The following is a 26,573-nucleotide window of genomic DNA, read 5'->3' on the forward strand; positions in this document are numbered from 1 at the left end:
CGTTTTGTTTAACGAAAAACAATGCATACGTGCAGCTCAGCTAAAACCATTTACTTTAAAGCAACTTATTTTAAAGCAATAGTGTAGCTCAAAGGTCTGCTTTGTAGGTCATAAGTGTCTATAGCATGAAGTTTAAATTCATTGCGATCATATAACTCTGGTTCTTCAGCCGCTCTTAGTTCAAGCTTATTCATAACCGAGTCATACTCATCGTTTGAAAAATCACCGAATAGGTCTTTGGCGATGTACTCTATATAATCCTTGTTGTATTCTTTAATTTCAAACTCAGTGTAATATTTATCTTCTGCCCGATTAATCACCAAACTATCGGTAGGGTTTTTCTTTGATGCGCAGTTAAAACATCCTGGAATAAATTTTATGTTCTCAATATTAACTTGACCAAGCACATCTTTAGTTTTAGTAGACTTACCATTATAGTTTACATTTGACTTGGTGTTATAAAAACAGTTTTTATTATTTATTATCTTAATATAATTGACTCGGTCTTCTTTATCTGTCCTTACAACAAGGTTACAAGTGGCAGAATTGCCATTATTATAGAGTCCTGTGTTGCGCTCTTTTAGTTCTAGTTTATATTGCTTATTAAGAGCGGTTATATTTTTGCCTAAAGAGCTTGGAGCAATAAAACTTTGGTAGTCTGCTGCATAAGCAGATATGGAGATCGTCGTACTAAGGCCAGCTATTAGTAAAATAGTTTTCACAATATGTACCTAAATTTTTAGTATCATTACTTTATGAGTCTTGGATGACAACTTTCAAGGAGTTTATGTCTGATATATTCAAACACTTTATACTAGCATTTCTAGCGTTTTGCAATTTGATTTTGCCTCAGCTCTTTAAGGGTTAAGACTAGTCTAACAGATATAGTCAAGACACCTAAAAATTACAATCATAGTGATTTATACAAGGATAGATAACCATGTCACATAGTATTCTGCTACCAAGGATGATAGAGATTGGACGTGATGCCTGCCAGAAGCTACCGGCGATATTAGCCAGTTTAGGCGTAGAAAAACCGCTTATTATTACCGATAATATGATGGTAAACCTGGGCTACGTCGATAAATTACAAGATATTTTAGGTGAGGCGGGAGTTAGCGCTGAGGTGTTTTCAGATACGGTACCAGAGCCGACCCAAAGCTCTATTAAGGCTGGAGTGGCGCAAGTTCAGGCCAAAAACTACGATAGTCTGATCGCATTAGGCGGCGGTAGTCCTATCGATAGCGCCAAAGCAATCTCGATCTTAGGACGGTTTGGTGGGGTTATTCGTGATTATAAATTTCCGCGTCAAGTCGATGAAACGGGCTTGCCTATTATTGCGATACCGACTACGGCAGGCACAGGGTCAGAGGTGACAAAGTTTACTATCATTACCGACGAGGGCAATAATGAGAAACTATTATGTGTTGGCACAGGGTTTATGCCCATAGCCGCCATTATTGATTACAGCCTTACTATAAGTGTACCGCCTCGAACCACTGCCGATACTGGTATTGACGCCATAACTCATGCTATTGAAGCTTATATTAGCCCCAAGCGCAACGCCTATAGCGACCAGCAAGCTTTGGCGGCACTGCGCTTGATGGGACCCAATATACAAAAGGCTTATCATGATGGTAAAGATGAGAGTGCACGCGCGGCCATGATGTTGGGCGCCACCTTAGCAGGCATTGCCTTTTGTAATTCTTCGGTGGCCTTAGTGCATGGTATGAGTCGACCCATTGGCGCTTTTTTTCATGTACCGCATGGTCTATCAAACGCTATGCTACTGCCTACTATCACCGAGTTTGGTATATCTAGTGCATCTGATCGCTATGCAGACTGCGCTCGTGCTTTAGGCGCTGCTGAGCATAGCGATACCGATGCACAGGCTAATATAAAGCTAGTTAAGCACTTAAAACAGTTGAATAAAGAGCTGCAAGTGCCTACGCTAGCACAATTTGGGGTGCAAAGAGCTGACTTCGATGATCTTGTAGAGACTATGTGCGAGCAAGCCTTTGCCTCAGGTTCTCCCAACAATAATCCGCGTATACCTAATCTTGAGGAGATGGTTGAGCTGTATACCCTGCTATGGCGAAATGATGACGATAGTAGTGAGATCTCAGCTCATGCTTTATAACGGTTTAGCTGATATTACCTTTACGCTTTACAGGCGACCCCTGCCGCTTTGGCTTTTTCGTAGACTTCCTGCGCGTCCACGCCTTCTACGCTATTAAGATACTTTTGCACGCCAGCTGCAAGCGGGGCGCTCCAAGCTGGATCGTTGAGCGGATCTGGTATCTCAATCATCGTATCACCTTTATCGACTGCCGCCTGCCTGACCTCAGCATTGACCCGATCAAAGACTTTCGAGCCTTTAATGCCCATTTGCGCTCCTGAATTATCATCAATGACTTGTTTTAGATCATCAGGCAAGCTCTCATACTTATCTTTATTCATAGTGACCACAAAGGCGGCATTATAAAATGGCACATAAGTATGTGCATCGACCAGCTCGTCCAAACGAAACGCTTGAATGGGCTGCCATGGTAGGCTCACGCCATCAATGACGCCGCGCTGCAATGAAGTATAAGTGTCACTCGCTGGCATGCCAATGGTGGTTGCCCCGACTGATTCAAGCATATCGGCGGCGACCGAAGACGTACGCCGAATGCGCATACCGTTTAAATCCGATGGCGTACGGATAGGCGTATCAACGGTATGAAGACCGTGAGGTCCTGAACCCATCATGTAAAGCAAATGCGTGTCTTCGTACTCGTTTGAGATCACTCCGTCATCATAGAGCGTATGCAGCACGCAGCCCAGCTGTTCGCCTGACTCAGAGACGCCCGGCAACTCAGCAATTTGGGTCACGGGGAAGCGGCCACTGGTATAGCCCTGCGGTTGCACGCCGATATCGATGGTGCCTTTGGCGGCAGCGTCATAGGTCACATCAGGTTTGCTAAGAGTAGCTGAAGGGAAGATCTCAACCTTTATTCGGCCATTAGAGTCCTCTTCAACTTGCCGCGCCCAAGGCTCAAAAACTTCCTTATTCATAGAGTCGTTAAGGGTCATAAAGTGCGAGAATCTAAGGGTGATGACTTCATCAGTGCCAGTTGTCGCTTCTTGATTAGAGCAGCTTGTCAAAGTTAATACACTTGCTAATGCCGCAGCCAGAGGTAGTTTTTTGTTCATTATAGAATCCTTCCTTGGAGAGTAATGAAGATTATTTATGAGATAATTTTTAGTATATATCGAAGGAGAGCAATTGTGAAATCCGTAAAATATTTACTAAAGTTGGCATATTATTAATAAATATTATGTAATGCGTAATCAATTACTCTATAATTAAGTAAAGCTAAGAGCTAACTGCTAAAGTAAATAAAAAACACAGGCTTATTGAGTTTCTTATCATAATCAAAGGAATAACTAAAAGATGATTCCTTATTACATAAAGACATAAAATTACCATTCTAAAATGTTGATTAATTTTTTACAAAAAGTAACAAAGAGTGGTATTTGAGGATCTTAAGAGGTGAATAATGTCAGAGATTGATAAAAGTCGTAACGGAGTTAAATCAATTGAAATCGGCCTATCGATATTAGATATATTGATAGATCAAAGAGCGCCGATGAAGCTCAAAGACATCTCATCAGCCATGCAGATGCATCCTGCTAAAATACATCGCTATTTAGTCAGTTTAATCCTAAAAAACTATGTCGAGCAACTCGATGATAGTAGTTATACCTTAGGTGCTCGAGTAGACGATCTAGGGCAAGCCGGGCTTGATCAAAATAACGTCATGGAGCGGCTCACTAAGATCGCTGTCGATATTAAAAATAGCTTAAATTGTGGGGTACAAATAGCCAGATGGTTTAATGAAGGCCCTATCGTTATTAAATCTGTCGAGCCCAATACGCCGATCAGTATTATTACTCGTGTTGGCTCGCGTATGCCATTGGTTTCATCGGCAACCGGCAAACTATTGGCAAGTTATCAGCCCATTAGTGTTATCAAGCCTCTAGTTTTAGTAGAGCTACAACAGGATAAAACTCAGCATGCAACCTCTTCATTGTTTGTTGAAGACGAAGTTTGTAAAACCGATGACAAAGAGGACGTCATAGAGCAGTGGCAGTATTTTGAGAAATCATTGCTTGAGATAAGAGAGCAGGGTTATGCGTGTGCTACAGGCGATATGATGAAGGGCGTCAATGCTTTTAGTATACCTATTGATATGGAGTGCGCGTCAAGCGATGTGGATTCTATCGTAGTGTCTATGAGTAGACGTTTAGGACATTCGATTACCGTAATCGGTACGGCAGAACAACTGCCTTATAGTCAGAAAAAAAGAATCATTAATAAAATGCTTACCATATCGAAACGTCACAGAAATCAATAGGCCTTTTTAAGATAGCGAGTTTGCCGGGATAAATCCAACAAACTCGGTAAGGTTGCTAATTTTTTAAAAACATCTTTTTAAGGAGCATCTAGCACCTATTTAACGTTGACTGTAATACTGCCAAGGCCTTCAACGCGAGCTACCATAGTATCACCTTTGACTACAGGACCAACCCCTTCTGGCGTACCGGTCATAATCAAATCACCTGCCTTTAATTCAAACAGCTCAGACAGACGCGAGATAACCTCCGCCGTCTTCCAAATCAGATGAGTAATATTGCTCTGCTGCTTGGTTTCACCATTAACCGTCAGCTCAATATTACCATTGGTCAACTCGTTGGTGCCGTCAATAGGCGTTAGCTCACCAATAGGCGCTGAATAGTCAAATGCTTTACCGACTTCCCACGGACGACCTTGTTCACGCATCTCCATTTGCAAGTCACGGCGCGTCATATCCAAGCCTACAGCATAGCCAAATATAACGTTTTTAGCATCTTCAACCGAGATGTCTTTAGCGTCTTTACCAATAGCGACTACCAATTCGACTTCATAATGATAGTTTTCAGTAAGCGGTGGGTAGGGCAGATCAATCGTACCGTCTTTGGCTACGGGTACCACAGATTCAGGATCATTGGGCTTACAAAAGAAAAATGGCGGGTTACGATCAGGATCAAAACCCATCTCGCGCGCATGAGCAGCATAGTTACGACCAACGCAGTATACTCGGCGCACTGGGAACTTATCCTCTGTCCCCTCAACATTCAAACCAACTTGCTTAAAAGGTTCAATCACATATGACATAATACACTCCTTTGTTGATATTTATTTAAATTTAAAATGATGGTATCAAAAAGCATCTTCTTGATTACTAGGCTCTGCATCGATAAAAGCTTGTAGCGTATGGCAATGCTTATCAATAGCCTCAATGTTTGGATAAGCGCTCATATCTACTTCAAAACGGCGCGCTGAATAAACTTGCGGAATCAGATAACAGTCTGCCAAAGTGGGACTATTGCCATAACAGAAATTACCACGCTGTTTATCCTCTTCGAGTAATTTCTCCAAAGCCGTAAACCCGTCGTTTATCCAGCGTTGACACCATGCTTTTACCCCTTCTTCTTCCACAGACAGCTCATGACGCAGATACTGTAATATACGCCTATTATTAATCGGATGAATATCACAGCCTACCATAGCACTGAGTGCTCTTACGCGCATACGTCCGGCGCTGTCTTTGGGAAGTAGCGGCGTATCAGGATAATTTTCCTCTAACCACTCCAAAATAGCTGGACTTTGAAACAGTTGTAAATCGTCAGTTTGCAAGACAGGTACCAGCCCTTGTGGGTTGATGGCTTTAAACTCGGACTCTAGCTGCTCGTCCTTTGATAAATCAACCGAGATGGACTCGTAATCCAATTCTTTTAAGTTGAGCGCTATACGGACACGGTGCGAGGTGCCACTACGAAAGTAGCCATAAAGTTTCATCATAATAATCCCTTATTCTTATTTAAGTTTAATTGTCGTTGATATCTTTTTCATATTGACCTAACTATAATTAAGTTTACACATCGGTTCTTGGACGTTCAGAATAAAGCCCTAATTTCTTTTGAAAAGGTGATTCGTCGGCCACAAAGATAAAAGCTGGCGTGTCATTTTGATTGGTCAAAGTAATATTGGCAAAACAAGGCGCGCAGCTGGTATCAGAAGCGATCAGCTCATGTCTGACATCGTCGGCATCAACAACGACATCACCTTCTATAATATGAAAGATGATAGCACACGAGCGTCTAGGCAGACGTAGCACTTCGTTGGGGCGTAGCATAATGGCGCTAAAACCAATGATTTTTTGCGCGTCTTGTCCGGTCTCTGGGTTGACATAAGTCACTTGCACCATGTCTACATCCTTACCTGCAGCGATGGACTCAAGCGATTTTTTGGTATCTACCCAAGGGTAGCGCAGGATAGGATATTCAATAGTATCATTACGCTGAAAGTTTTCGGTAGCGACAAGCCCAGGACCATAGATTTTGGGATTGGACTCATGCTCGCCTTTTACCTTTTCGCCCTCTTCAACATAGCTGGTTTCTGAATAATAGACTAAAGGCAGATCCAGCACATCAAGCCAAACCACTTCTGAATCTCCGTCATGCGAATGCTCGTGCCACATACCACTCGGAGTCAGAATCAAATCGCCTCTTTCCATCTCGCACTTTTCGCCATCGACACTGGTATAAGCGCCATTGCCTTCAACGATTAGACGGACAGCATTGGGGACATGACGATGACTTGGTGCCCATTCGCCGGGCAGCAACAGCTGCATGCCTAGATACATGATAGAAGTAGCACGCATGTTATCCAGCGTATGTCCCGGGTTGGCCAATACCAGCACGCGGCGTTCGGCTTTTTCAATCGGGGTCAGCTCGCCTGCTTGCATAAGTAGGGGACGTATGTCTTGATACTTCCAAGCGGTGGCTTGGGTTCTAGGTTTTGGAGTGTAAGGGGGTAGGACATCACGCAGACTTGGCCATAGGGGGACTAAGTTTTTTGCTGTGAGCGCCTCAACATATTCTGTAGGGAGGTCTTCTAAAGTAGCAAGTCGTTCCATGATTGACTCCAGATATTTGATAAGTATACTTAAATGATCTTATGCATTAACTTTCTTGTTTAAGCATAAGCATTGAATTTTAGTATAAAACGTCAGTGAACGCTTGTGAAGGTAGCAAACAAAAACAGTCTTAAAAGCAACTTTACCTCAAACAGTTCTTTTAGCTAAATACAATTATGTAATGCATAATACCTTAGTTATATATTATTTATGACTAACTAAAATTAATCGCTACTGGATAAGAAAAAGCAATTTAAGACAGCTCTTTATGACAAAATACTTTAGAGAATATAAGTATGTTAAATTACATAATACAAAATAGTTTCTTCTACGAAAACTACGTTTGTTTACCTTTAATTACATTTTTTAACAACGTGTTTACTCTTTTAAGGTCTGCTATTTATCAGCTTTATAGTGTTAGCCATGATTGATTAGTCGTATTTATTCGTTGAGCCATAGATAAAATCCTCATTTAAATACAAAAACTTATTATTTTAAATACCAAAGGAGCTATGAATACCAGCCAGTACTAAGCTTGTACCCATAATAGCTAGAATAAAGCCCATAAGCTTACTAAATACAGTGATCAGATTTTGACCCAAAAAAGCCACTAGCCTGTTGTTTATTATTGTTAGCTTTTTTACAGTTATCACTGTCACTATCCCCGGTAGGACTACCACTTTTTGACATTAGCATGTTAAAACCAATGTAAAAAATCAGTAGACCTCCTGTGATCTGAAAAGCAGAGATGGTAATTGAGAACATCTGAAAGATGTATTTACCGAGTAAAACGAAGCCTAATAAGATAATCGTACCGACGAGGCACGATTTGAGTGCAATGTGTTTTTGTTCTTCGCCGTATTTATCACCGACCACACTCATAAAGATCGTGGTCTTGGCAATAGAATTTATAATAGCCGTCAAGGTTACGAATACTTGCAAGGCGAATTGAATCATATCACTATTCACTTAATACTCCTTTTGAAGTTCTTAGCTTTAAAAAAGGCCTGCCAAGTGACAAGCCTTTTAGAAAACTCTTAGTAAATAGCGCCAGAATCTGGGTCAATAACCACATCTATCAGGTAACAGCCTTCTTTGGTCATTGCAGTTTGATAGGCCTCAGCAAGCTTCTCATGGTTATCGATACGTACACCGTCCGCGCCCATACTCTGAGCCAATTGCACGTAATCAATGCCTTTAATATCTAGTCCAGGTACGGCTTGACTACCTAGGATTTTGCTAAAGTCGCGCATCGCGCCATAACCGAAGTTATTAAGTACAACTATAGTAATTGGTAAGTTGTGGCGCACCGCAGTCCAGATCGCTTGGATTGAGTACATTGATGAGCCATCACCGATGACGCAAATCACGCGCTTATCAGTAGCCAAAGCGACCCCAACTGAGGCGGGTAAGCTATAACCTAGACCGCCGCTTGCCATTGTATAAAAACCATTGGGTTGTGTAATCGGCAAATAGCGCTGGATAGCGGGGCGATGTGAGGGCGCCTCTTCCGTGATAATACTGTCCTTTGTGCGCTCCTCACTAAGCACCTTTAGCGCATAGTTGATAGATATCGGCGTGACTGCTTCTACCTCAGGCGCAGCAGGACGCATCGGCTCGGTAACCGGGTTTAAGTCACTTTTAGGAAGCTTTTCCAGTAGGGCAGTTATACTCTCGGCTATAGTACCTATCAGGGTTGTCGTATTTGAGGCGCTGGCGGCATACATAGGGTCAGCGGTGATCTGATAGAGCTTAGTATCCGAATCATATAAAGGCATATCGCCTTCGATATGGATGGTGAATACGGGAGCACCAATAACCAAGACAACGTCATAGTCAGCCAGCTTATCCGAGAGCTTGTCAGGCAAAGCGGGTAAAAATCCTGCAAACAGCGGATGGTCTTCTGGGAAGCTGGCACGGCTAGAGTTCGGTGCTTCATACACAGGCGCTTGCATACGTTCAGCAAGATCTACAGCCAAATTAAAAGCCCCTTGACGGTCAATATCTGAGCCGACTACTAAAGCAAAGTTTTGACTGTCTTTTATTGATTGTACCAATTGGTCCATAGCATCGGGACTAGGTATGCTACCGCCAATAACTTTTGAGTAGGCGGGCATAACAGCAGGTTTGTCCCAATCGTCTGACGGAATAGAGACAAAAGTAGGTCCGCGCGGATGTTGCATGGCGATCTCATAGGCCTTAGCAATTGCTCGTGGTACCTCCTCTGCACTGGCAGGCTCAATGCTCCATTTGACATAAGGCTTAGGAAATTCTGCAGCGTCCATAGCCGCCAAGTAGGGATCAAGCTCCAAGATACTGCGCGCTTGTTGTCCAGCGGTAATTACTAGCGGCGTATGATTGCGGTAGGCTGTAAAGACATTACCTAGCCCATTGCCAACCCCTGCAGCTGAGTGTAAATTAATAAAAGCGGCATTACCTGTCGCTTGCGCATAACCATCTGCCATAGCGACAGCAGAGGCTTCTTGCAGAGCCAATACATACTCGAAGTCTTCAGGAAAATTGGTCAAAAAGTTCAGCTCAGTTGAGCCCGGATTACCAAACACTTTGGTCATGCCAAGCTTACGCATTAGGTCATAGACGACATCGTGAACAGTTTTTGAAGCATTTGATTGATCATTATTAGACATAGCAAGCTTCCTTATCATTTACTAGTTTAAGAAAGAAAAGCTGTGTCAGATAGTTTCGTTTTTTATCTAAGACAGCTCTAACTTATAGAGTAGCTAAGTATCTATTTGCCAACCACTCCAGGCTGTAGAACGATGTGCTTGACCTCAATAAAGTCCTCAAGTGTTGATTGACCACGCAAACGACCAACACCGCTTTGCTTGTAGCCGCCTTCTTCAAACTCGTCACGCATCACCGCCCAATCGTTAAACCAAATGGTACCTGCTTCAACTTCACGAGCAACACGGAATGAACGATCTAGATCTTGCGTCCACACGCAAGCCGATAAGCCGTATTCGGTAGCATTCGCCATCTCAATCGCTTCGCGTTCGGTCTCAAAAACTTGCAGCGCTAGCACCGGACCGAACACTTCTTGTTGCACGATATCGGCTTGACTGTCATCAACTTCCAGTAAGGTTGGCTGATAAAACGCGCCTTTGAATTGCTCGCCCTCATTTATTGGACCACCACGCACCAATACTTTTGCACCTTTATTAATAGCGTCTTGCACCATTTTGTCCACGCGCTCGACGTTGCTTTGGTCAATCATTGCACCCATATCGTTATTGCTATCCAGAGCGTTACCAACTTTGACATTCTCAAGACGTTTTGATAGCTTGTCGCGTACTTCATCAGCGATGTCTTTATGCACTAAGATACGGCTACCGGTCATACAAAACTGTCCTGTAAACACGGTCAAGGATTTTTCGACCACTGGTAGACAGGCATCGATATCAGTATCTGGGAAGATGATATGCGGCGTTTTACCACCAAGCTCTAAACCAAATAGCTTGAGCTCATCTGCGCCTTCTTTCATCAGCGCGCGCCCTGTTGAGGTGCTACCTGTGAAGCTGATAGTAGGCACATCAGGATGCTCGACTAGAGTCTCGAGTGCGTCACGCTCCCCTATGATCATATTGACCACGCCTTTGGGCAACTCCTCTACGCTGGCGATAATCTCCATGATAAGCGTATTACTCAAGGCCGTTTGCCCAGGCATTTTAAGAACAGTAGTACAACCAGCAGCTAAAGCAGGCGCTAAAGAGCGTATCAGGAGCGCAGCAGGAGAGTTCCAAGGAGTACTGATACCGGCTACACCAACCGCTTCTTTAATCAAAATTGAGTATTTACCCGCTGACCATTCTGCCGTACGACCAAACTCAGTGTATATTTTGGAAGCTGCAAAACGAATATTAGGCATAACAAAAGACGCTTCAAATTGCGCTTCACCGAGCAATTTACCGTTTTCAGTCGCGATCATAGTGGCAAGCTCATCTTGGCGCGCTTCAAAGGCATCCGCAAGCTTAGTCAATACTTTGTAGCGTAGTTCGCGATTGGTCTTCCAATCAGTATTTTTAAAGGTATCTTTGGCCGCTTTGATAGCATCTTGCATCTCAGACTTGCCACCTTCAACGTAAGTGCCTATAACTTCCCCTGTCGAAGGGTTGATCGTCTCTTTTTTTTCGCCACTATCGATCCATTCGCCGTTGATATAATGTTTCGCGTGGTTGTTTGTATCGCTATTAGTAGTCATAATTAATAATCCTATATTTACCCTAGCTTTATTCTCACTATAAATTAGAATTGATAGTCCAAGCTCCAACAGTAGTAGGGCATTGTTATGATAAAGTGGAAAAGCGAAACCTTTATGATTTTGCTTTTGGTGAATGTTTATACTAAAGCGTCTTTAGCCTCATCAAAGTGGCAAGTAGCGATTACTACGTCCTCAGCGCCTTATATTAGCAGGTGTGACACTTTATGACCGATAGTGCCAAGTCCAATAACTGCCATTGTCACATTCTGCCTCCTTGTCTTGTTCTTCTAAAGAAAAGGTCTACTTTTTATTATTGTAATTATCCATCACAAGTTGTACTGCTTTTATGTAAGATTCATTATCTTACTCCTACCTGAGAAAAGTCTTTTTATTTATTGTAATTTTAGTTAACTCGTAGAAAATTTTATTAAGTTTAATTTAATAATTTTATTTGTAAATACAACTTGCGTGTAGCTAAAACCAGATGAAAATACGTTTATTAAAGTTGGCATATTCTTTGCCAAGTGGTACTGGAACAAATCCTAGACCTTTTCTATTAATCACGTAAGCATTATTTGATTACGTAAGTATCACCTACTAAGGATATCCTCACCAATGACGTGGGAAAGATTTGACTATGCATGTCGCAAGGCAAGCATGAATAAAAGGCAGTGTCAAAACTATAAGATATTAATAATTAAGGCAAATCTATGAAGCTTTTTGCCAGTTATGCCAATTTTAAAAAAGACTGTGCTATCCACGCTTATATGGTAAGACTGCCTACTATGTTGTCTGCAAACTATGATCGATCTGAGAGGTATACGCCAGAACAAGTAATAAAAAGCATTGAGATCTCGACACTACCGCAAGATTACAAGTCTTATGCCGTCGCTATGTTTTGTGATAGAGACGCTTTTGAGAGGTATTATCAGACCGCTGACGCGCCATGGGTTTATGATGAGATACGTGCCAAAATAGCCCGTTTACATTTTCGTGGCTACATCTCTTTTAGCGTTGCAGATGTCTATAGTGTCTCTGATGCTTGCAATAGTAGTAGCTCCTCTGGTTGTTCCTCTGATAGTGGTTCTTCTGATGGCGGCGGCGGTGATTAAAGCTACCTACAGCCAATACTGATCTAGTAAAATTATTCGTTATTAGGTATGAACAGCCTTTCTCCTAAATCCTATCTTCACATTTGCTAATATCAGTCCCGATAAGATAAGCACCATTGCCAGCAGCTTCCACCACGTTACTACCTCTCCTGTGAGCAGCACTGAGGTCGCCATACCAAAGATCGGCACCAGTAAGGCAAAGGGCATCACCTTGGAAGCGGTATTTTGCGCAAGCAAGTGCGCCCAGAGTCCAAAGCCAATCAAGGTTGAGATGTAAACGATAAATCCAAGCGATAGACAAGACTTGAGGGATGCCTCAGTAAAGGTCGTAAGCTGCCAAGCATCGGTCTCAAATATCAAAGAAGAAAGCGTCAAAATCACACAAGCGATTAGCCCGCCCCATACCACCAATGCTAGCGCCGACAGTGCTGCTGTTTTATTCTTGCTATGAGCAGACGAGACAGGAGTTGCACCAGCGTCCTGCTGCGTGGTGTTTATATTGGATGGCTTTGAGACCTGTTTTGAGACCTGTTTTGAGGCAATGTTGCCAAAGCTCCAGCCTATCGCGGCAATCAAGATACAAATAAAGCCAACCAACGGCATATCACCGCCGAGATTTAGCGCAATCACCCCCAGTCCTAGCACGCCAATCACCATACCGATAATCTGCTTGTGACTTACCGTCTCGCCCAATAAAACATAGGCTAACAGTACAGTGATAAAAATCTGCATTTGCAATAGTAGCGCCGTCAATCCTGCGGACGCGCCCAAGTGCATGGCGGTAAATACAAAGGCATACTGCAAGACAAAAGTACCGATGGCGTAAATAAATAGCGTACGGTTAAATGTAGGTGGTTTAAGAAATAAAACTAGCGGCACGGCAGTAAAGAAAAAACGCATGGCGGTCAGCATCAGGGGCGGAAAGCTCTCAAGCGCCCATGCAATAAAGGTGAAATTCACGCCCCAAATAAAGGCAACCAATACGGCTAAAGCAATGTGGATTGGGGTCATAGGATTATCCTAGATAATGGTTTTTAGTTATTTTTAGTCATGCTTAAGTTTTTTTGCTAGCTTTTATCTATAGCCAAAGCGTTATGGCGCAGTACAGTGTCATCAGCACAATGACCGCATGAATCACCTTCATCATTCGCGGCAGATGCACCAGTTTTCGTAGCCAATGACCTCCTACCGCCCAGCAGCTGATGGATAAAATGTTTATAAGGGCGCACATGGCAAGTAGGGAATAGTTATCCAGCCATGGCCTGCCAGCATGAAACATCGCTAGGCTTGGAGCGACCACCGTCATTGTCCATGCTTTAGGATTGAGCCATTGAAACAGCAGCGCTTGCCCAAAGCTTAGCGGCAATTCACCGAAGCGTTTTTTGGCCTCGATAACGGCTGCATTCGCTTGCTTGTATTGTTCATGTTTTATAGCGTCATTAATGATAGCGACAAAGTCAGTTTTTGCCATCTGATAGGTGAGCCATAACAGATATAGCGTGCCCAGTATTTTTATAATCAGCATAATGGACGGGAAGCTGACGACTAACGCTGCCATGCCCCAATAGCTGAGCCAGAGCATAACGGTGACGCCGACACAAATCCCGAGCATATGAAACCGGCACGCCCAAAATCCGCGTTTAATGCTGCCGTGTAGTAACATCAAATTATTGGGACCTGGTGTTATGGAGTTAACGAACATAAATACCGCTAATGCCGTTATACTGCCGGTAAAGCTCGCGGTTATACTCATTTGCTGTCTCATTTTACAAGGTTAAATATGGATGCTAAACGTGATTGCTAAATGTAATCGACAAGACCAACTATAGTTTAATTACCCATAACAGACCCGCTACAGTTTCACGAATGGGGAACAAAGTGTATAGTTGCTTTTAACGTTACAGTTTATTTATCCACTCATTAATTCTCAAAGACAGCGCAGGCGTTATGGTCGAAACCTATACCCTCAATCCCAATTTAACCAAGACCGCTGCCGTCGCAGAATGGCTTCAGCAGCGTATTGATTGGCAAATCTACCTACCCAATCAGCGCGTGCCTTCGGTACGAAAGTTGGCAAAGCTGCTTAATATCTCAAGCTTTACGGTGGTACAAGCTTATGAGCAACTGGTGGCGACTAATGTATTAATCGCGAGGCCCAGCTCAGGCTACTATGTCAATGTGCAGGCGAAATTAGCTCAGCCAAATAATGATAAAAAAGCAGTCGTTAAGTACCCTGTGATAGATACGCGCTGGCTGGTGCAGCAAGTCTTTAGTGATATTCCGCATCAGCGCTCGCCGGGGGTTGGCACTTTGCCCAGAGACTGGGTGCGTAACGACAAGATGGAATGGGCGATACGGCAAGTCACCCAGCAAGCCGATAGTTTTGTCTATGATTATGGCGATGTGCAAGGCTATTTGCCGCTACGTCAACAGCTGGTTCAGCATCTGCATACGCTTGGTATGCAGACCCATACTGATAATATTGTGACTACCGCTGGCGTGTCGCAAGCCGTAACTATGGTCGCACAATTGCTTACTCAAGCTGGTGATACGGTAGTCGTTGACGGGCCAGGCTGGTATTGGCTATCAAGCTGCCTGCAACAACAAGGCCTAAACGTCGTCTCTGTTGAGCGTGACCATCAAGGGCCTAATACCCGGCACATGCAAAAGCTCTTTGCTGCCCATCGTCCCAAGCTTTATTTGACTAATAGCGTATTGCATAATCCGACCTCTTATAACTTGCATCCTGCCCGCGCGCACCAAGTCATTAATCTTATCCATGAGTACGACGCTTATATTTTTGAAGATGATTTATACGCCGCCTTTGTGCCGGGAGGGCAAGTGCTACGTTACGCGACTCTCGACCAGTTCGAGCGGGTGTTTTATGCGACTGGATTTTCAAAGTCGATGGCGTCCGGCTGGCGTGTCGGTATGCTGGTTTGCCCGGATAACTATATCGATGACGTATTGCGTATTAAAACCTTGACTAATTTGAATACGCCGGAGTTTGGGGAGCGCGTTATTCATCATTTATGGACGCATGGCGAATATCGGCGGCAAATTAAAAAGGTGCACCAGCGTCTATATGACGCGCACGAAAGCATGCGGGACGCGCTACCAAAGATAGGACTTAGTTATCCTGAGCATACGCAGGCAGGACTGTTCGTTTGGGTAGATACAGGACAGGACACCAGTCAGCTGGCGCTAGATGCTTATAAAGAGGGGTGGTTGGTTGCGCCGGGGCAATTGTTTTATCCAGATGTCAGCGCTTCAACGCATCTACGTCTTAATGTATCGACGACGAGCGATGAGTTTTTGGGGTGGTTGGGGAGGTATTTGGGCAGAAATATATAAGTGTGTTTCATTTATTATCAGTAATAAATATTATATGTGCAAAAATAGAGGTTAATAGCTATACCTGCTACTATTTAAAACCCTAAAAAACTAATTATTAATTAAGGAAAAATTATGCATATTACAGCTAATTTCGATGCTGGTAACATCGACATCATAAGCCTAGAGAATAAAAACGATATTCAACTGGCTATTCGTCCGGATGTCGGTGATGAGTTTTTTCAGTGGTTTAACTTTCGTTTATCAGGCGTGATCGGTGAGCAGTATACCCTCAATATTGTCAATGCAGGGGAGGCATCCTACCTTAAAGGCTGGGAGAACTACCAAGCAGTGGCTTCCTACGATCGGGAGTATTGGTTCCGTCTGCCTACCACTTATAAAGACGGCAAGTTAACCATGGTGGCTGATTTGGAGTGTGACACCATTCAAATTGCTTATTTCGCTCCTTATAGCTATGAGCGTCATCAAGATCTACTAGCTGCCGTGCAAGTGCATCCATTAGTGACACTAGAGCATTTAGGTGAAACGCTTGATAAGCGCGACTTAACGTTGGTTAAAATCGGTAATGAAGATAGCAGTAATGAGGTAAATAAACGCAACATTTGGATTACTGCGCGTCAGCATCCGGGTGAGACGATGGCAGAATGGTTGGTTGAGGGCCTACTATATAGCTTATTGGATGAAGATAATGCGAATGCCAAGTTGCTATTAGACAAAGCAAATTTTTATATTGTGCCCAACATGAATCCCGACGGCAGCGTACGTGGACATCTGCGTACCAACGCAGCTGGCACAAATTTAAACCGAGCATGGTCAGATTCAAGTTTGGAGAAAAGCCCTGAGGTATTTCATGTAATCAATAAAATGGAGGCGACAGGTGTGGATCTATTTTATGACGTGCACGGCGATGAAGCATTGCCTTACGTGTTTCTTGCCGGCTCTCAAGGCGTGCCAAGTTACAACGAGCGCCTCGCAAGCTTGCGTGATAGATTCTCAGAGGTGTTAAAGTTGGCCAGTGCCGACTTTCAGTCCGAATATGGCTATGATATTGATGCGCCAGGTGAGGCAAATATGACTTTGGCAACCAACTGGGTAGCGGAGCGATTTGACTGTCTTGCCAATACCTTAGAGATGCCATTTAAAGACAACGATAATGTACCCGACGCAGATACAGGTTGGTCACCAGAACGTTCTATTAAGTTAGGGGAGGCGTCGCTGATTGCTATGTCGGCGGTCGTTGATGATTTGCGTTAATTATTATAAATTAGTTTTGCAAGCATAGGTTTGAGGTCGTAGAAAGATTCTAATAACTGTATAGGACGGCTAATTAGCAAAGTTTTAGTAAGTAACGAAATGAAAAAAGACACCGCATTTAATGTGGTGTCTTTTTATACTGAACTCACTATAGCGTGAGTTTTAGTAGTCATTGTAAGCGTAAGCTAACTCGTGTCTTTTTAGACCAAGAACAAAAGCCCGCCCATGATGATGACACCTGATACCGCCAATACAATCAAGCAGTAGCCCATAATGGCTCTAGCATCAAGACCGGCAATCCCTAACAATGGCAGCGCCCAAAACGGCTGTATCATATTCGTCCAAGCATCGCCCCATGCAATGGCCATAGCCGTCACGCTAGGACTCACCCCAAGCGCTGTCCCAGCCGGTATCATAACCGGTCCCTGCACAGCGAACTGTCCACCACCTGAGGGCACAAAAACATTGACAATACCGGCGCTTAAAAACGCAAACACAGGAAAGCTGTCTGCTGAGGCATTATTAATAAAAAACTCAGTAACCTCAGTACTAATAGAGACCCCATTGAGATTTGCCCCTGTCATGATACCCATAATGCCACCATAGAAGGGGTATAGGAGTACAATGCCAGTGATGCTACTGATACCTGAGTTTACGGCCAAGTAGTAGCGCTCAAGCGTACCATGTGCTAGCAGGCCCATAAACAAGAATAGACCAATGACGATATTAAACCCTAAGCTAAAGCCATTATTCGTAAATTCATTCACATAATACATGACAGCAAGTACTATTAAGACAAGGGCCACAAGACGACTGTCATCCAGTTTTTTTGCGGGTGTATCATGTTCGGGCGCTTGGTAGACCTTACCTTTAAGAATACTGGGATCGACCAGCGTTGGATTTTTGGGATGCATAAAGCTATTCAGTACAGGTATAACAACAATCAAGGTGACTAAGATAGCTAAGTTGTAAGGCGCAAATATAGTTTGTGATAGAGGAATGGCTTCTGTTAGTACGTTACCTGACAGCTGTTGTAGGGTATCGCCACCACTACTTAAGGCTAGTGGGATTGACCCTGATAGTCCTGAATGCCAAACCAAAAATCCAGAATAAGCCGCAGCGACCAGTAAGGGATAATCAACGCTTGTGACTTTTTTGGCAAGCGATCGGGCAAAGACCGCGCTAATGACCAAACCAAAACCCCAGTTAATCAAAGCGCCTGCCATAGCAACTAGCGTGACGATGATAATAGCGGCTTTTGGCGAATGTATTCTGCTTGCCATCGCGTCCAAAAAACGCTGAATAAAGGGAGCATTGGCGAGGGCATAGCCGGTGATTAAGATCAGCGCCATCTGCATGGCAAAACCATGTAATGACCATAGACCATTGCCCCAATGGCCTGCCATGGCTAATATGTCTTGACCGGTTAAGATAAGACCGGCTGCAAAGGCAATAAGAGTAAGAATAATGGAAAAAACGAACGACGAGGGCAGGTAACGATTGACCAGTTTTACACTGGCATTGGTTATCACAGCTAACATAGCAAACATCCTTGTGGTATTGATAGCGACTTTGATACTTTGAGTTATAAAGGGCGAAACTTATCTAAGTGATAAGTCGAGTGTTCTATTCAACCTCTCTTTGATCGGTTGTCTTACGTTTATATCAAACTCCTTTTGATATACTGTTTTTATTAGTTTTTCATAAAATAATTGTAGTATTTTTCTCTTAAAGTTTTTTTACTAATTTTTCCTGTACCTGTATAAGGCATTTCACTGATTAAAATAGTCGCAGAGGGGATCGACCACTTATGTAACTTATGAGCTAAATATGTTTCTATTTCTACATGTTCGATATGGGTGGTAGGTTTCGCTACTAAAATTAGTAGAGGTCTTTCTCCCCATTTTGGGTGATTCGCAGCAATGACTGCAGCTTCGACCACTTTCTCATGACCCAACATGGCATTTTCAATTTCGACACTACTGACCCATTCACCACCAGTCTTAATCATGTCTTTTGCACGGTCAGTAATGTTCAGGTAGCCACGTGCATCAATCGTTGCTATATCTCCTGTATCAAACCAAACCTTTGAGTTATCAGTTATATTATTAGTCGTTTGGTTGTCACTATTGTTGTTATAGTCTCTGGCAACATTATGTCCTCTAATTTCTAACGTGCCTTCAGATATACCGTTATGAGGAAGAAGTTCATCGTTTTTGCCTTTTAGCCTCATTTGCATACCAAAGATGGGCCTACCACATTTGAGCACTTGGGTTTTTGGTAGGTTTGTTAAATTATTTATTCGATTACAGGTACCTAAAGAGCTGGTTTCAGTCATACCCCACGCATTTTCAAGTGCTATGCCATAACGGCTTAGACTTTCAATGAGAGAATAAGAGGCCGCAGAACCACCCGAGATTGCTCGTTTTAAGGTAGTTTCAGTGATGTTGTTTTCTTGAAGATGGTTTTTGAGCGCTGTCCAAATCGTAGGCACTGCCATAGAGACATCTACCGACTCGGTTTGAATCAATTGATAGACTTTTTCAATTTGGCCAGCAAATGAGTTGGGCCATACAATTTTTGCACCACATAGCACAGCATTGAAAGGTATGCCCCAAGCACTGATGTGATACAAGGGCACAAGCGGCATAATGCAGCTGTTTTCGTCTAATCCCACTACAGTAGCCATACTTAAAGTTAGCGCATGTAAAACCGTACTACGATGGGAATACAATACACCTTTTGGAGTACCTGTCGTACCTGATGTATAACAAAGACCACTTGCCGTTTGTTCCGGAATATCAGGCCAATCATAAGTTGTAGATTCTATAGCAATAAGTTCTTCATAGAACATAAATTCAAGAGGCGATTTTAACGTTTTATCTGTATCGCCGAGTACAATCACATGTTTGACAAAGGGCTGAAGGTGTTCATAAAGAGCCTCGACAATGTGCAAACAATCTTGCTCCACAATAATGACTTCGTTTTGTGCAGATGCGATAATTTGTAGCAATTGCTCATGTGGTAACTTGGGATTGATAGTGTGATAGATACGCTGTGAACAAGGAATGGCATAATGAAGCTCAAAATGCTGATAGGTGTTCCAAGCTATTGTGCCGACTTTAGCATCCTTACTAACTTGCAGTCGGTCTAAGCTATTGGCAAACTGCGCAGCACGAGCAAAGGCATCTTTATAGGTATACTCATGCGTAGTCATACCATCTGATTTGAGAGTAACGATTTTCTGCTCAGCATAAAGTGCCAAAGCGTGTTGCATGATAGAAGTAATATTTAAATTACAGTGCATCATCATTCCGTTAATCATCTTCCCGTCCTTAGTTAAGATGGTTAGTAATAATGATAATGCAACTATAATGCCAAATAAATTTATTATAAATATCAGATACTTAGAAAACTTGAATTGTTTTTATTTTGAAAAATCATTTCAAATTTGAAACTTTACTCTCCATGACTTTCATTTTACGCCATAGCGTTGTACGGCTAATGCCTAAATTTTTGGCAGCCAATTCTAAATTGCCGTCAACCTCTTGGAGCGTCTGCTCTATTAGTAGCGACTCTTGATTTATCTTGGCTTCTTTTAACACAGAAGTATGGTCTACTTTTTGAGTAGATGAAAAAAGTTCCGGCAAATGCAGAGATAAAAAACTTGGTTGAGTATGGCTTTTATCAAAATAAAATAGTACCTGTATCCTTTCTATAATATTTTCTAACTCACGGATATTGCCGGGCCAATTATACTTTTTTAACAAGTGGGGCAGGGTATCTGGTAAGTCTTTGATCGATTTTTTATACTTTTTTAAGAAGGTGTCAGCTAACGTCAGTATGTCTTCTGGTCGGTTTCTCAAAGGTGGTATTGATAACCGAAGAATATTGAGTCGATAGTACAAATCCGCCCTAAATTTGTCATTGGCGACCAAACCCTCTAAGTCAGCATGTGTGGCGGCAATAACACGAATATTAAGATGATGGCTAACCGTTGACCCTAGGCGAGTAATTTGTCTTTCTTGTAGTACTCTTAAAAACCTTGTCTGTAAATGTAGAGGCATGTCACCAATCTCATCTAAAAACAACGTGCCATTATGCGCAGATTCGATCAGTCCAATACGTCCATTTTTTTTGGCACCAGTAAATGCACCTTCAGCGTAACCAAATAACTCACTTTCCAACAAACTCTCTGGAAAAGAGGCGCAGTTGATAGCAACAAAGGGCGCTTTGCTACGGCTACTATAATTATGAATACTTTGCGCTAAGACCTCTTTACCTGTTCCGCTCTCACCCGTAATAAGGACGGTACTGTCAGTCTTGGCATAAGCTTTTGCTAAGCTTAAAGTGGTCTTAAAAATGGCATTTCGAGTAGAGAGTTGGTCAAATTGGTAACGGGTATTAAAATCTCTAGAAGATACTTTTCTAAATTCGCTGCTAGAATACTCTAATGCATTGAGCTCTTGGGCGCTTAAAATATAGCCATTAATATAATCATTGTTCATCTCTAAGATATGAACCGCTAATTGGTCGTTTTCTATATCAAGTAATTGGCGTGGATTTTGGTGCCTCATATCCAAGTCTAAATTACCAAAGATATCTGCAGTAGACTTATTTAATACGTCAGAGGGCGACTTTTTGAGTAACTGCGCCATTGAGGTGTTTATAAAAGAGATTGTTTTATTTTTAGTAATAAAACAAACGCCTTCGTTCAAGTGGTTAAAGATTTCAGTAAGGCGAATAATTGTAGATTGTTCTCTCCTTATTTTCTCTAAACTTCGCAAGGCATTTGTGAGTAAATCTTTAAGTGATGCAACCGTCATAGTCAATTGTCCGACTAGACCTTCATTAACTGCCAACTCTACTGAAATAGGCGAGCCAATAACCGCATCAAATTTCTCACTTTTAATCTGTTGAATCGTTCTTTTAGCATCAGCGTAAGAGTCATACGTGAACTGTTCAATATCTAATAAAAATATCTCTGAATAATTCTCGAGACTGACTGTGGTAGTAGATTTTCCAAGTAAAGCAATACGTTTGTATTGCTTTAAATTAGAGATGGCCTGGATAACATCAAACATACCTGTTCTGATGACCTGAATCTCAATACTTAATATTTTCTGTAGATAACTGGCCGTCGCGCCTGTACACAAAATAATCTGGCAACCATTGACAGTCAGTTGCTGCGCTACGGCTTCAACATCAGAAATATGACATTCAACAAAACCGATATGCTGTGAATCAATTTCTGATATTGCTTGTTCGACCAAAGAGCGAATCCCATTAATATTTGGGGTATGAATATAAGTAACTAAAATATTAATGGGTTTGTTATCGGACATTCTTTAAACCTTATAAAGTCATTTTATATAGGGGTGCAGCTATGCCCACCATCTACCTTAATCTCTACGCCAGTGATGCCTTTACCTGCTTGTGAAGCAAGCAATAATAGCACACCGTCTAATTCTTCAAAATCAACAAATTTACGGCTTGGAATGCGTTTTAGTAGCTGTTGCCCCAAATCGCTAGTTAGGTATTCTTTATTGATATCAGTAATCATGTATCCAGGAGCAACGGCATTGACATTAATACCAAATCGAGCCAGCTCAACGGCCATAACTTGTGTTAGATGACGCAAGCCAGCTTTAGACGTACAGTACGGACTAACGCCCAAGTTGACCGACTCGGACAAAATAGACGTAACGTTGATGATACTTCCTTTATTATCTGAGCTAATCATGTGCTGAGCAATTTCTTGTGAGCACTGCCATGGGGCTTTTAGATTCGTATTAACAATTTTATCCCAATCGTCATCATCATAATTCAAAAAGCTTTTGGTATCACTGACGCCTGCATTATTAATAAGTACATCTACACTGATGCCACTGCCTTCTAATGAGTTTATCATTTGTTTAAATGCCTGACGGTCATTGACATCTAGTACGAAGCTATGAACATTGATAGCAAAGTCTTGCTCAAGGCTTGCTTTGAGATGTTCTAATTTGTCAGCACTTCTGGCACAGATAATAACATTTGCACCTTTTTGAGCAAACAAGGTAGCAATATGTTTTCCTAAGCCGCCAGAAGCGCCTGTAATAAGAACATTTTTATTATTAACATCAAATAAACTCATTATGATCTCCTTAGTCCTTTTTCCCTAGTAGTTTTCTGGCAACACTCATTCTATGCACTTCGTTTGCGCCATCATAGATTCTAAATCCACGCGCATCTTGAAAGATTTTGCAGACGATAGACTCATCTGTCATCGCTTGTCCGCCAAGAATCTGGGCACTTCTATCAATAACGCGCCAAATACCTTCAGAGCTGATAACTTTCACTAAGCTTGACTCATAGTTACCCCGTTCCCCGGCGTCTAATACTTGAGCACAATAATGGACCGCTAATCTAGTGTTCAACAAATCCATCTCATTGTCTGCTAGCATAAAACCAACGCCTTGATGATCGCCCAGTCTCTTCCCAAAAGACTGACGCTCTCTGGCATATTGCGTGGCTATATCGTGAGCGCGCTGCGCTTGTCCAAGCCAGCGCATACAATGGGTGAGGCGTGCAGGCGCTAATCGAACTTGCGCATATTTAAAGCCTTTACCTATCTCGCCCAGCACGTTTTCTTTTGGAATTCGTAAGTTGTCAAACGTTAAGACACCGTGACCGCCTGCAAAACAAGAATCCATGGCATTCATGTTTCTTTCTAAAATAAATCCTGATACGTCGGTATCTGTCAAAAACATAGACGCACTGCCATCTTCCATTTTTGCCATAATAATAGCAAATGCAGCACCATCAGCACCGGTAATGTACCATTTACGCCCATTGATGATGTAGTCATCACCGTCTAACACCGCGGTAGTTTGCAGCATAGAAGGGTCTGAACCTGCACCTGGACTAGGCTCTGTCATGGCAAAACAAGAACGAGTCTTGCCATTCACCATGTCTCGTAACCAGCGCTCTTTTTGCGCGTCATTGGCGACTAGGTCCAATAGATGAATGTTACCTTCGTCTGGGGCATGAATATTCATGGCGATAGGGCCCAAGGAAGAGTAGCCCGCTTGTTCAAACGCAATGGCCTTTTGCATATGTGACCAACCCAAGCCGCCCATCTGGGTACTGGCATGCGGTGTGAGCAGTTTTGCAGATTTAGCACGGCTAACAAGATCGTCACGCAGCTCATTACTTGGACCATGGCTATCTTGCCTAGGATCACGCTCAAAAGGAATGATCTCTTTGGCAATGAAATCTTTTACTTGTTGTTGTAACGCTAATAAATCGTCTGATAATGTAATCATATCTTTATTCCTTAAATCCGTTGTTATCGACATACATGTTATAAACATCGTCCATGGCACTATTGAATAATCCATTTTTAAGCGGATTATAAATAGTGAAGTTTTGAAGTTTTATGCGTTTGTGAAGAAGTTGATTGTTTTTAACATGGATGTCTAAAATATTTAAACACCCATAATCTTGCTCTTGGGTATAAATGTCTGCTAAAGGCTGGTCGTACATCCAGTTTATTATCACTCGGTTGACGGCATCGTGAGACGATATCAAGATATTTTGCTGCTTGGGTGCGGACAAGATAACCTTCTCAAACCAACCAAGTACTCGATGACTAAAATCCTGCCATTTTTCACCTTGTAAAAAGTGCTCAAGCTGATTGGTTTGTAGTAAATACGCTTCTTTTAATTCTGTTGCAGACTTATCTTCAGTCAAATCTCTGAGTCTTCCTGATTTGATTTCTCTAATAGCATCTACGGTCAATACCTGTTTTGAAGAATGGTACTGAGTCAATATCTCTGCCGTTTGGATAGAGCGGGGCATGGTAGATGAATAAACCCTATCAAAAGAGGTGTCTTTTAAGTTGTCAGCAAGCAATCTGATTTGCTCAATACCCTGTAGCGACAATTGAGCATATTTTGGATTTACAGGCTTGTTATCTTCATCGAAATAAGCCACATGTCCATGTCGTATTAAGAAGATACGTAGCCAAAAATCAGTCATGCTTTGCCGCCTTAGGGTCAGTGATTTTTAACGCCTCATCATTTAACGACTCCAAAATAGAAAAGAGGTTAGGGATTTGCTTACCCTCTCGAATGTTTTGGCTTAATAATGCTAAGGCTTTTTGGTCGTCCACAACGGGCATATCCAATGCAGGTTGCAATATCTTATTGACGTTTTCAGCATAGTGTTCTTGTTCTACAATATAATTTTTGAGTAACTCAAAGCTTTTCATAAGCATTAATAAGTTGTATTTATTGCTAGCTTTAGGCAAGAGCTCGTTTTTGATAAGCGTTTGACTGGTTTCGATTAAGTCAATGAACGTTTGCTGTTTCATACTTCACTCCCCAAAATATCTAATATGTTTTTTTCTAGCTTAGGCACCATAAACTCAGTTAATGCGAGCTCCAAAGAAGGTATTTCCATATCATCATTACGTTTTGACTGCTGTATAGCGATAATAGCCCAGCGCACGTGAGACAATACATGCCAAAACGTCAACTCAGCTTCTGGCACATGGGCATCACAAACATCTGTATAGGCTTGTGCAAAGTCTTCATAAGAGCCGATGCCACCAGCGACATTTTTATCTTGACCAAAACGCCAGCACTTGGCCGTAAACCAGCCAATGTCTTCACGGCGATCACCCCATTGAGTAAATTCCCAATCAAGAATGCCTGAAACGCGGTCGTTTTCAATCATGATATTGCCAGTACGGAAATCTCCATGTACCAGTACTAGCTCATCAATGCTAGGTAAGTTATCGGCCATCCAACCAATTGCATATTCTAAAATCGGGTTAGTCGCTTGTAGCGAATCCAGATGTTCTTTGAAAGACTGAATTTTATCTGCAAGATAATTGTCTTGGTTGGGTTTGGGTAAAAACGCCGTTAATTCATCATCAGATGATACTTTATGAATAGAGGCTAGAGACCTACCAATATCTTGTGTGATATTTTTGCGGATGTTGACATCAGCCAGACGAACCAATTTATGACCTTCAGCTGTGCCATTGACTTTTTGCATAATAAAAAAGTCACTATTCAAAAAATTTGGGGCTTTGTCAAAATAGATGGGTTCAGGAACCTTAATTCCTAATTGGTGTAAACGTAAAAGTAGTCGATACTCCTGTTCACGGTCAGAGCTGACCGAAACACTGGCTTCTGAGTTTTTTCGTAAAACCAATGCAAAGCTGTCATCTTGAATCAGCCAGTTTTCTTGGATAGCGCCACCACTCATTTTTACAACTTTTAAGCGGTCCGTTACCTTTAAGTTCAGCTGCTGTTCAAGGAGTGCTTTTAATTGATTGATCCTATAAGTGTCCATAACTATCCTTGTATTAAATCGACTATTTATTGTTCAGCAAGTTGCATGCCAGTATTATTATCCATATAAATCAATGACTTAGGTTTTATTAATGTTTCAAAACTGAAATCAAGCTATTCATATATGAATTTTAGAAATGACTTACCATGATAACGATTTTGATTGAAATCTAATGATTCGATTTTGAATGTGCAGTTATTATGTGTGTGCTGTAATATTGGCCACTTTCCACTTTCCACTTTCCACTTTCTGCAAAATAGGTTCAGAGTGCTAATCCATTTCTTA

General features: G+C 42.2%; 24 protein-coding genes. 5 read left to right on the forward strand and 19 right to left on the reverse strand.

Annotation, left to right across the window (positions count from 1 at the left end):
* Positions 1 to 65: 65 nt before the first annotated feature.
* Positions 66 to 722, reverse strand: a complete 657-nt coding sequence (locus ACR63N_RS06730; RefSeq protein WP_367103229.1) for a hypothetical protein — start codon at positions 720 to 722, stop codon at positions 66 to 68.
* 218 nt (positions 723 to 940) lie between these two features.
* Between ACR63N_RS06730 and ACR63N_RS06735 the strand changes: the two genes are divergently transcribed.
* On the forward strand, positions 941 to 2,140 hold the full coding sequence (locus tag ACR63N_RS06735; protein WP_367103228.1) for an iron-containing alcohol dehydrogenase: 1,200 nt from the start codon (positions 941 to 943) through the stop codon (positions 2,138 to 2,140).
* Between the two features lie 20 nt (positions 2,141 to 2,160).
* Here ACR63N_RS06735 and ACR63N_RS06740 read toward each other — a convergent pair whose 3' ends face one another.
* Complete coding sequence (locus ACR63N_RS06740; RefSeq protein ID WP_472782638.1) at positions 2,161 to 3,195, reverse strand: TRAP transporter substrate-binding protein; 1,035 nt, start codon at positions 3,193 to 3,195, stop codon at positions 2,161 to 2,163.
* Between the two features lie 347 nt (positions 3,196 to 3,542).
* On the opposite strand from ACR63N_RS06740, the gene ACR63N_RS06745 reads away from it, so the two are divergent.
* Positions 3,543 to 4,400, forward strand: coding sequence for an IclR family transcriptional regulator (locus ACR63N_RS06745; RefSeq protein ID WP_367103226.1), 858 nt, complete (start codon positions 3,543 to 3,545; stop codon positions 4,398 to 4,400).
* Between the two features lie 95 nt (positions 4,401 to 4,495).
* Here the strand turns inward: ACR63N_RS06745 and ACR63N_RS06750 are convergent, their stop codons facing one another.
* The 7 genes from ACR63N_RS06750 to ACR63N_RS06780 form a co-directional block, all read right to left on the reverse strand.
* Positions 4,496 to 5,200 carry a fumarylacetoacetate hydrolase family protein gene (locus tag ACR63N_RS06750; protein ID WP_367103225.1) on the reverse strand — a complete coding sequence of 235 codons (705 nt, stop codon included), beginning with the start codon at positions 5,198 to 5,200 and terminating at the stop codon, positions 4,496 to 4,498.
* 45 nt (positions 5,201 to 5,245) lie between these two features.
* Complete coding sequence (maiA, locus tag ACR63N_RS06755) at positions 5,246 to 5,884, reverse strand: maleylacetoacetate isomerase (RefSeq protein ID WP_367103773.1); 639 nt, start codon at positions 5,882 to 5,884, stop codon at positions 5,246 to 5,248.
* A 76-nt stretch (positions 5,885 to 5,960) separates the two neighbouring features.
* Positions 5,961 to 7,004: a cupin domain-containing protein gene (locus tag ACR63N_RS06760; protein ID WP_367103224.1), complete on the reverse strand. Its 1,044-nt coding sequence runs from the start codon at positions 7,002 to 7,004 to the stop codon at positions 5,961 to 5,963.
* A gap of 494 nt (positions 7,005 to 7,498) precedes the next feature.
* Positions 7,499 to 7,615, reverse strand: a complete 117-nt coding sequence (locus ACR63N_RS06765; protein ID WP_472782639.1) for a hypothetical protein — start codon at positions 7,613 to 7,615, stop codon at positions 7,499 to 7,501.
* On the reverse strand, positions 7,578 to 7,973 hold the full coding sequence (locus tag ACR63N_RS06770) for a MarC family protein (RefSeq protein WP_367103223.1): 396 nt from the start codon (positions 7,971 to 7,973) through the stop codon (positions 7,578 to 7,580). The genes ACR63N_RS06765 and ACR63N_RS06770 overlap by 38 nt, the downstream gene beginning before the upstream one ends.
* A gap of 68 nt (positions 7,974 to 8,041) precedes the next feature.
* The gene (gene mdlC, locus ACR63N_RS06775; RefSeq protein WP_472782640.1) at positions 8,042 to 9,652 is read right to left on the reverse strand and encodes a benzoylformate decarboxylase; all 1,611 of its coding nucleotides are present in this window, start codon (positions 9,650 to 9,652) and stop codon (positions 8,042 to 8,044) included.
* Positions 9,653 to 9,753: 101 nt separating this feature from the next.
* The gene (locus ACR63N_RS06780; RefSeq protein WP_472782641.1) at positions 9,754 to 11,223 is read right to left on the reverse strand and encodes an aldehyde dehydrogenase family protein; all 1,470 of its coding nucleotides are present in this window, start codon (positions 11,221 to 11,223) and stop codon (positions 9,754 to 9,756) included.
* Between the two features lie 710 nt (positions 11,224 to 11,933).
* Between ACR63N_RS06780 and ACR63N_RS06785 the strand changes: the two genes are divergently transcribed.
* Positions 11,934 to 12,335: a DUF6559 family protein gene (locus ACR63N_RS06785; RefSeq protein WP_367108753.1), complete on the forward strand. Its 402-nt coding sequence runs from the start codon at positions 11,934 to 11,936 to the stop codon at positions 12,333 to 12,335.
* A 42-nt stretch (positions 12,336 to 12,377) separates the two neighbouring features.
* On the opposite strand, the gene ACR63N_RS06790 is transcribed toward ACR63N_RS06785, so the two are convergent.
* Together ACR63N_RS06790 and ACR63N_RS06795 are read right to left on the reverse strand one after the other, a co-directional pair.
* The gene (locus ACR63N_RS06790; RefSeq protein WP_367103221.1) at positions 12,378 to 13,346 is read right to left on the reverse strand and encodes an EamA family transporter; all 969 of its coding nucleotides are present in this window, start codon (positions 13,344 to 13,346) and stop codon (positions 12,378 to 12,380) included.
* Positions 13,347 to 13,413: 67 nt separating this feature from the next.
* The gene (locus ACR63N_RS06795; RefSeq protein WP_472782642.1) at positions 13,414 to 14,088 is read right to left on the reverse strand and encodes a LysE family translocator; all 675 of its coding nucleotides are present in this window, start codon (positions 14,086 to 14,088) and stop codon (positions 13,414 to 13,416) included.
* A 194-nt stretch (positions 14,089 to 14,282) separates the two neighbouring features.
* Here ACR63N_RS06795 and ACR63N_RS06800 point away from each other — a divergent pair, with 194 nt between their 5' ends.
* Together ACR63N_RS06800 and ACR63N_RS06805 are read left to right on the forward strand one after the other, a co-directional pair.
* Entirely contained in the window at positions 14,283 to 15,689 is a 1,407-nt protein-coding gene (locus ACR63N_RS06800; protein ID WP_367111797.1) for an aminotransferase-like domain-containing protein, read from the forward strand.
* A gap of 114 nt (positions 15,690 to 15,803) precedes the next feature.
* A complete protein-coding gene (locus tag ACR63N_RS06805; protein WP_472782643.1) occupies positions 15,804 to 16,943 on the forward strand; it encodes a M14 family metallopeptidase in 1,140 nt (379 codons plus the stop codon).
* A 200-nt stretch (positions 16,944 to 17,143) separates the two neighbouring features.
* Here ACR63N_RS06805 and ACR63N_RS06810 read toward each other — a convergent pair whose 3' ends face one another.
* The 8 genes from ACR63N_RS06810 to ACR63N_RS06845 all read right to left on the reverse strand — a co-directional run bounded on the left by ACR63N_RS06810 (position 17,144) and on the right by ACR63N_RS06845 (position 26,288).
* A complete protein-coding gene (locus ACR63N_RS06810; protein WP_472782644.1) occupies positions 17,144 to 18,484 on the reverse strand; it encodes a short-chain fatty acid transporter in 1,341 nt (446 codons plus the stop codon).
* A 152-nt stretch (positions 18,485 to 18,636) separates the two neighbouring features.
* The gene (locus ACR63N_RS06815) at positions 18,637 to 20,268 is read right to left on the reverse strand and encodes an AMP-binding protein (protein WP_472782645.1); all 1,632 of its coding nucleotides are present in this window, start codon (positions 20,266 to 20,268) and stop codon (positions 18,637 to 18,639) included.
* 115 nt (positions 20,269 to 20,383) lie between these two features.
* Positions 20,384 to 22,288 (reverse strand): sigma 54-interacting transcriptional regulator, encoded by a 1,905-nt coding sequence (locus ACR63N_RS06820; RefSeq protein WP_472782646.1) that lies wholly within the window; start codon positions 22,286 to 22,288, stop codon positions 20,384 to 20,386.
* A gap of 23 nt (positions 22,289 to 22,311) precedes the next feature.
* A complete protein-coding gene (locus ACR63N_RS06825; RefSeq protein ID WP_472782647.1) occupies positions 22,312 to 23,079 on the reverse strand; it encodes an SDR family NAD(P)-dependent oxidoreductase in 768 nt (255 codons plus the stop codon).
* 10 nt (positions 23,080 to 23,089) lie between these two features.
* Positions 23,090 to 24,250, reverse strand: coding sequence for an acyl-CoA dehydrogenase family protein (locus ACR63N_RS06830; RefSeq protein WP_472782648.1), 1,161 nt, complete (start codon positions 24,248 to 24,250; stop codon positions 23,090 to 23,092).
* Between the two features lie 4 nt (positions 24,251 to 24,254).
* On the reverse strand, positions 24,255 to 24,965 hold the full coding sequence (locus ACR63N_RS06835) for a histidine phosphatase family protein (protein WP_472782649.1): 711 nt from the start codon (positions 24,963 to 24,965) through the stop codon (positions 24,255 to 24,257).
* Positions 24,958 to 25,299 carry a hypothetical protein gene (locus ACR63N_RS06840; RefSeq protein WP_472782650.1) on the reverse strand — a complete coding sequence of 114 codons (342 nt, stop codon included), beginning with the start codon at positions 25,297 to 25,299 and terminating at the stop codon, positions 24,958 to 24,960. Before ACR63N_RS06840 ends, ACR63N_RS06835 begins: the two co-directional genes overlap by 8 nt.
* Complete coding sequence (locus ACR63N_RS06845) at positions 25,296 to 26,288, reverse strand: phosphotransferase family protein (protein ID WP_472782651.1); 993 nt, start codon at positions 26,286 to 26,288, stop codon at positions 25,296 to 25,298. The genes ACR63N_RS06840 and ACR63N_RS06845 overlap by 4 nt, the downstream gene beginning before the upstream one ends.
* Positions 26,289 to 26,573: the final 285 nt, after the last annotated feature.

The organism is Psychrobacter sp. M4 (assembly GCF_055699795.1).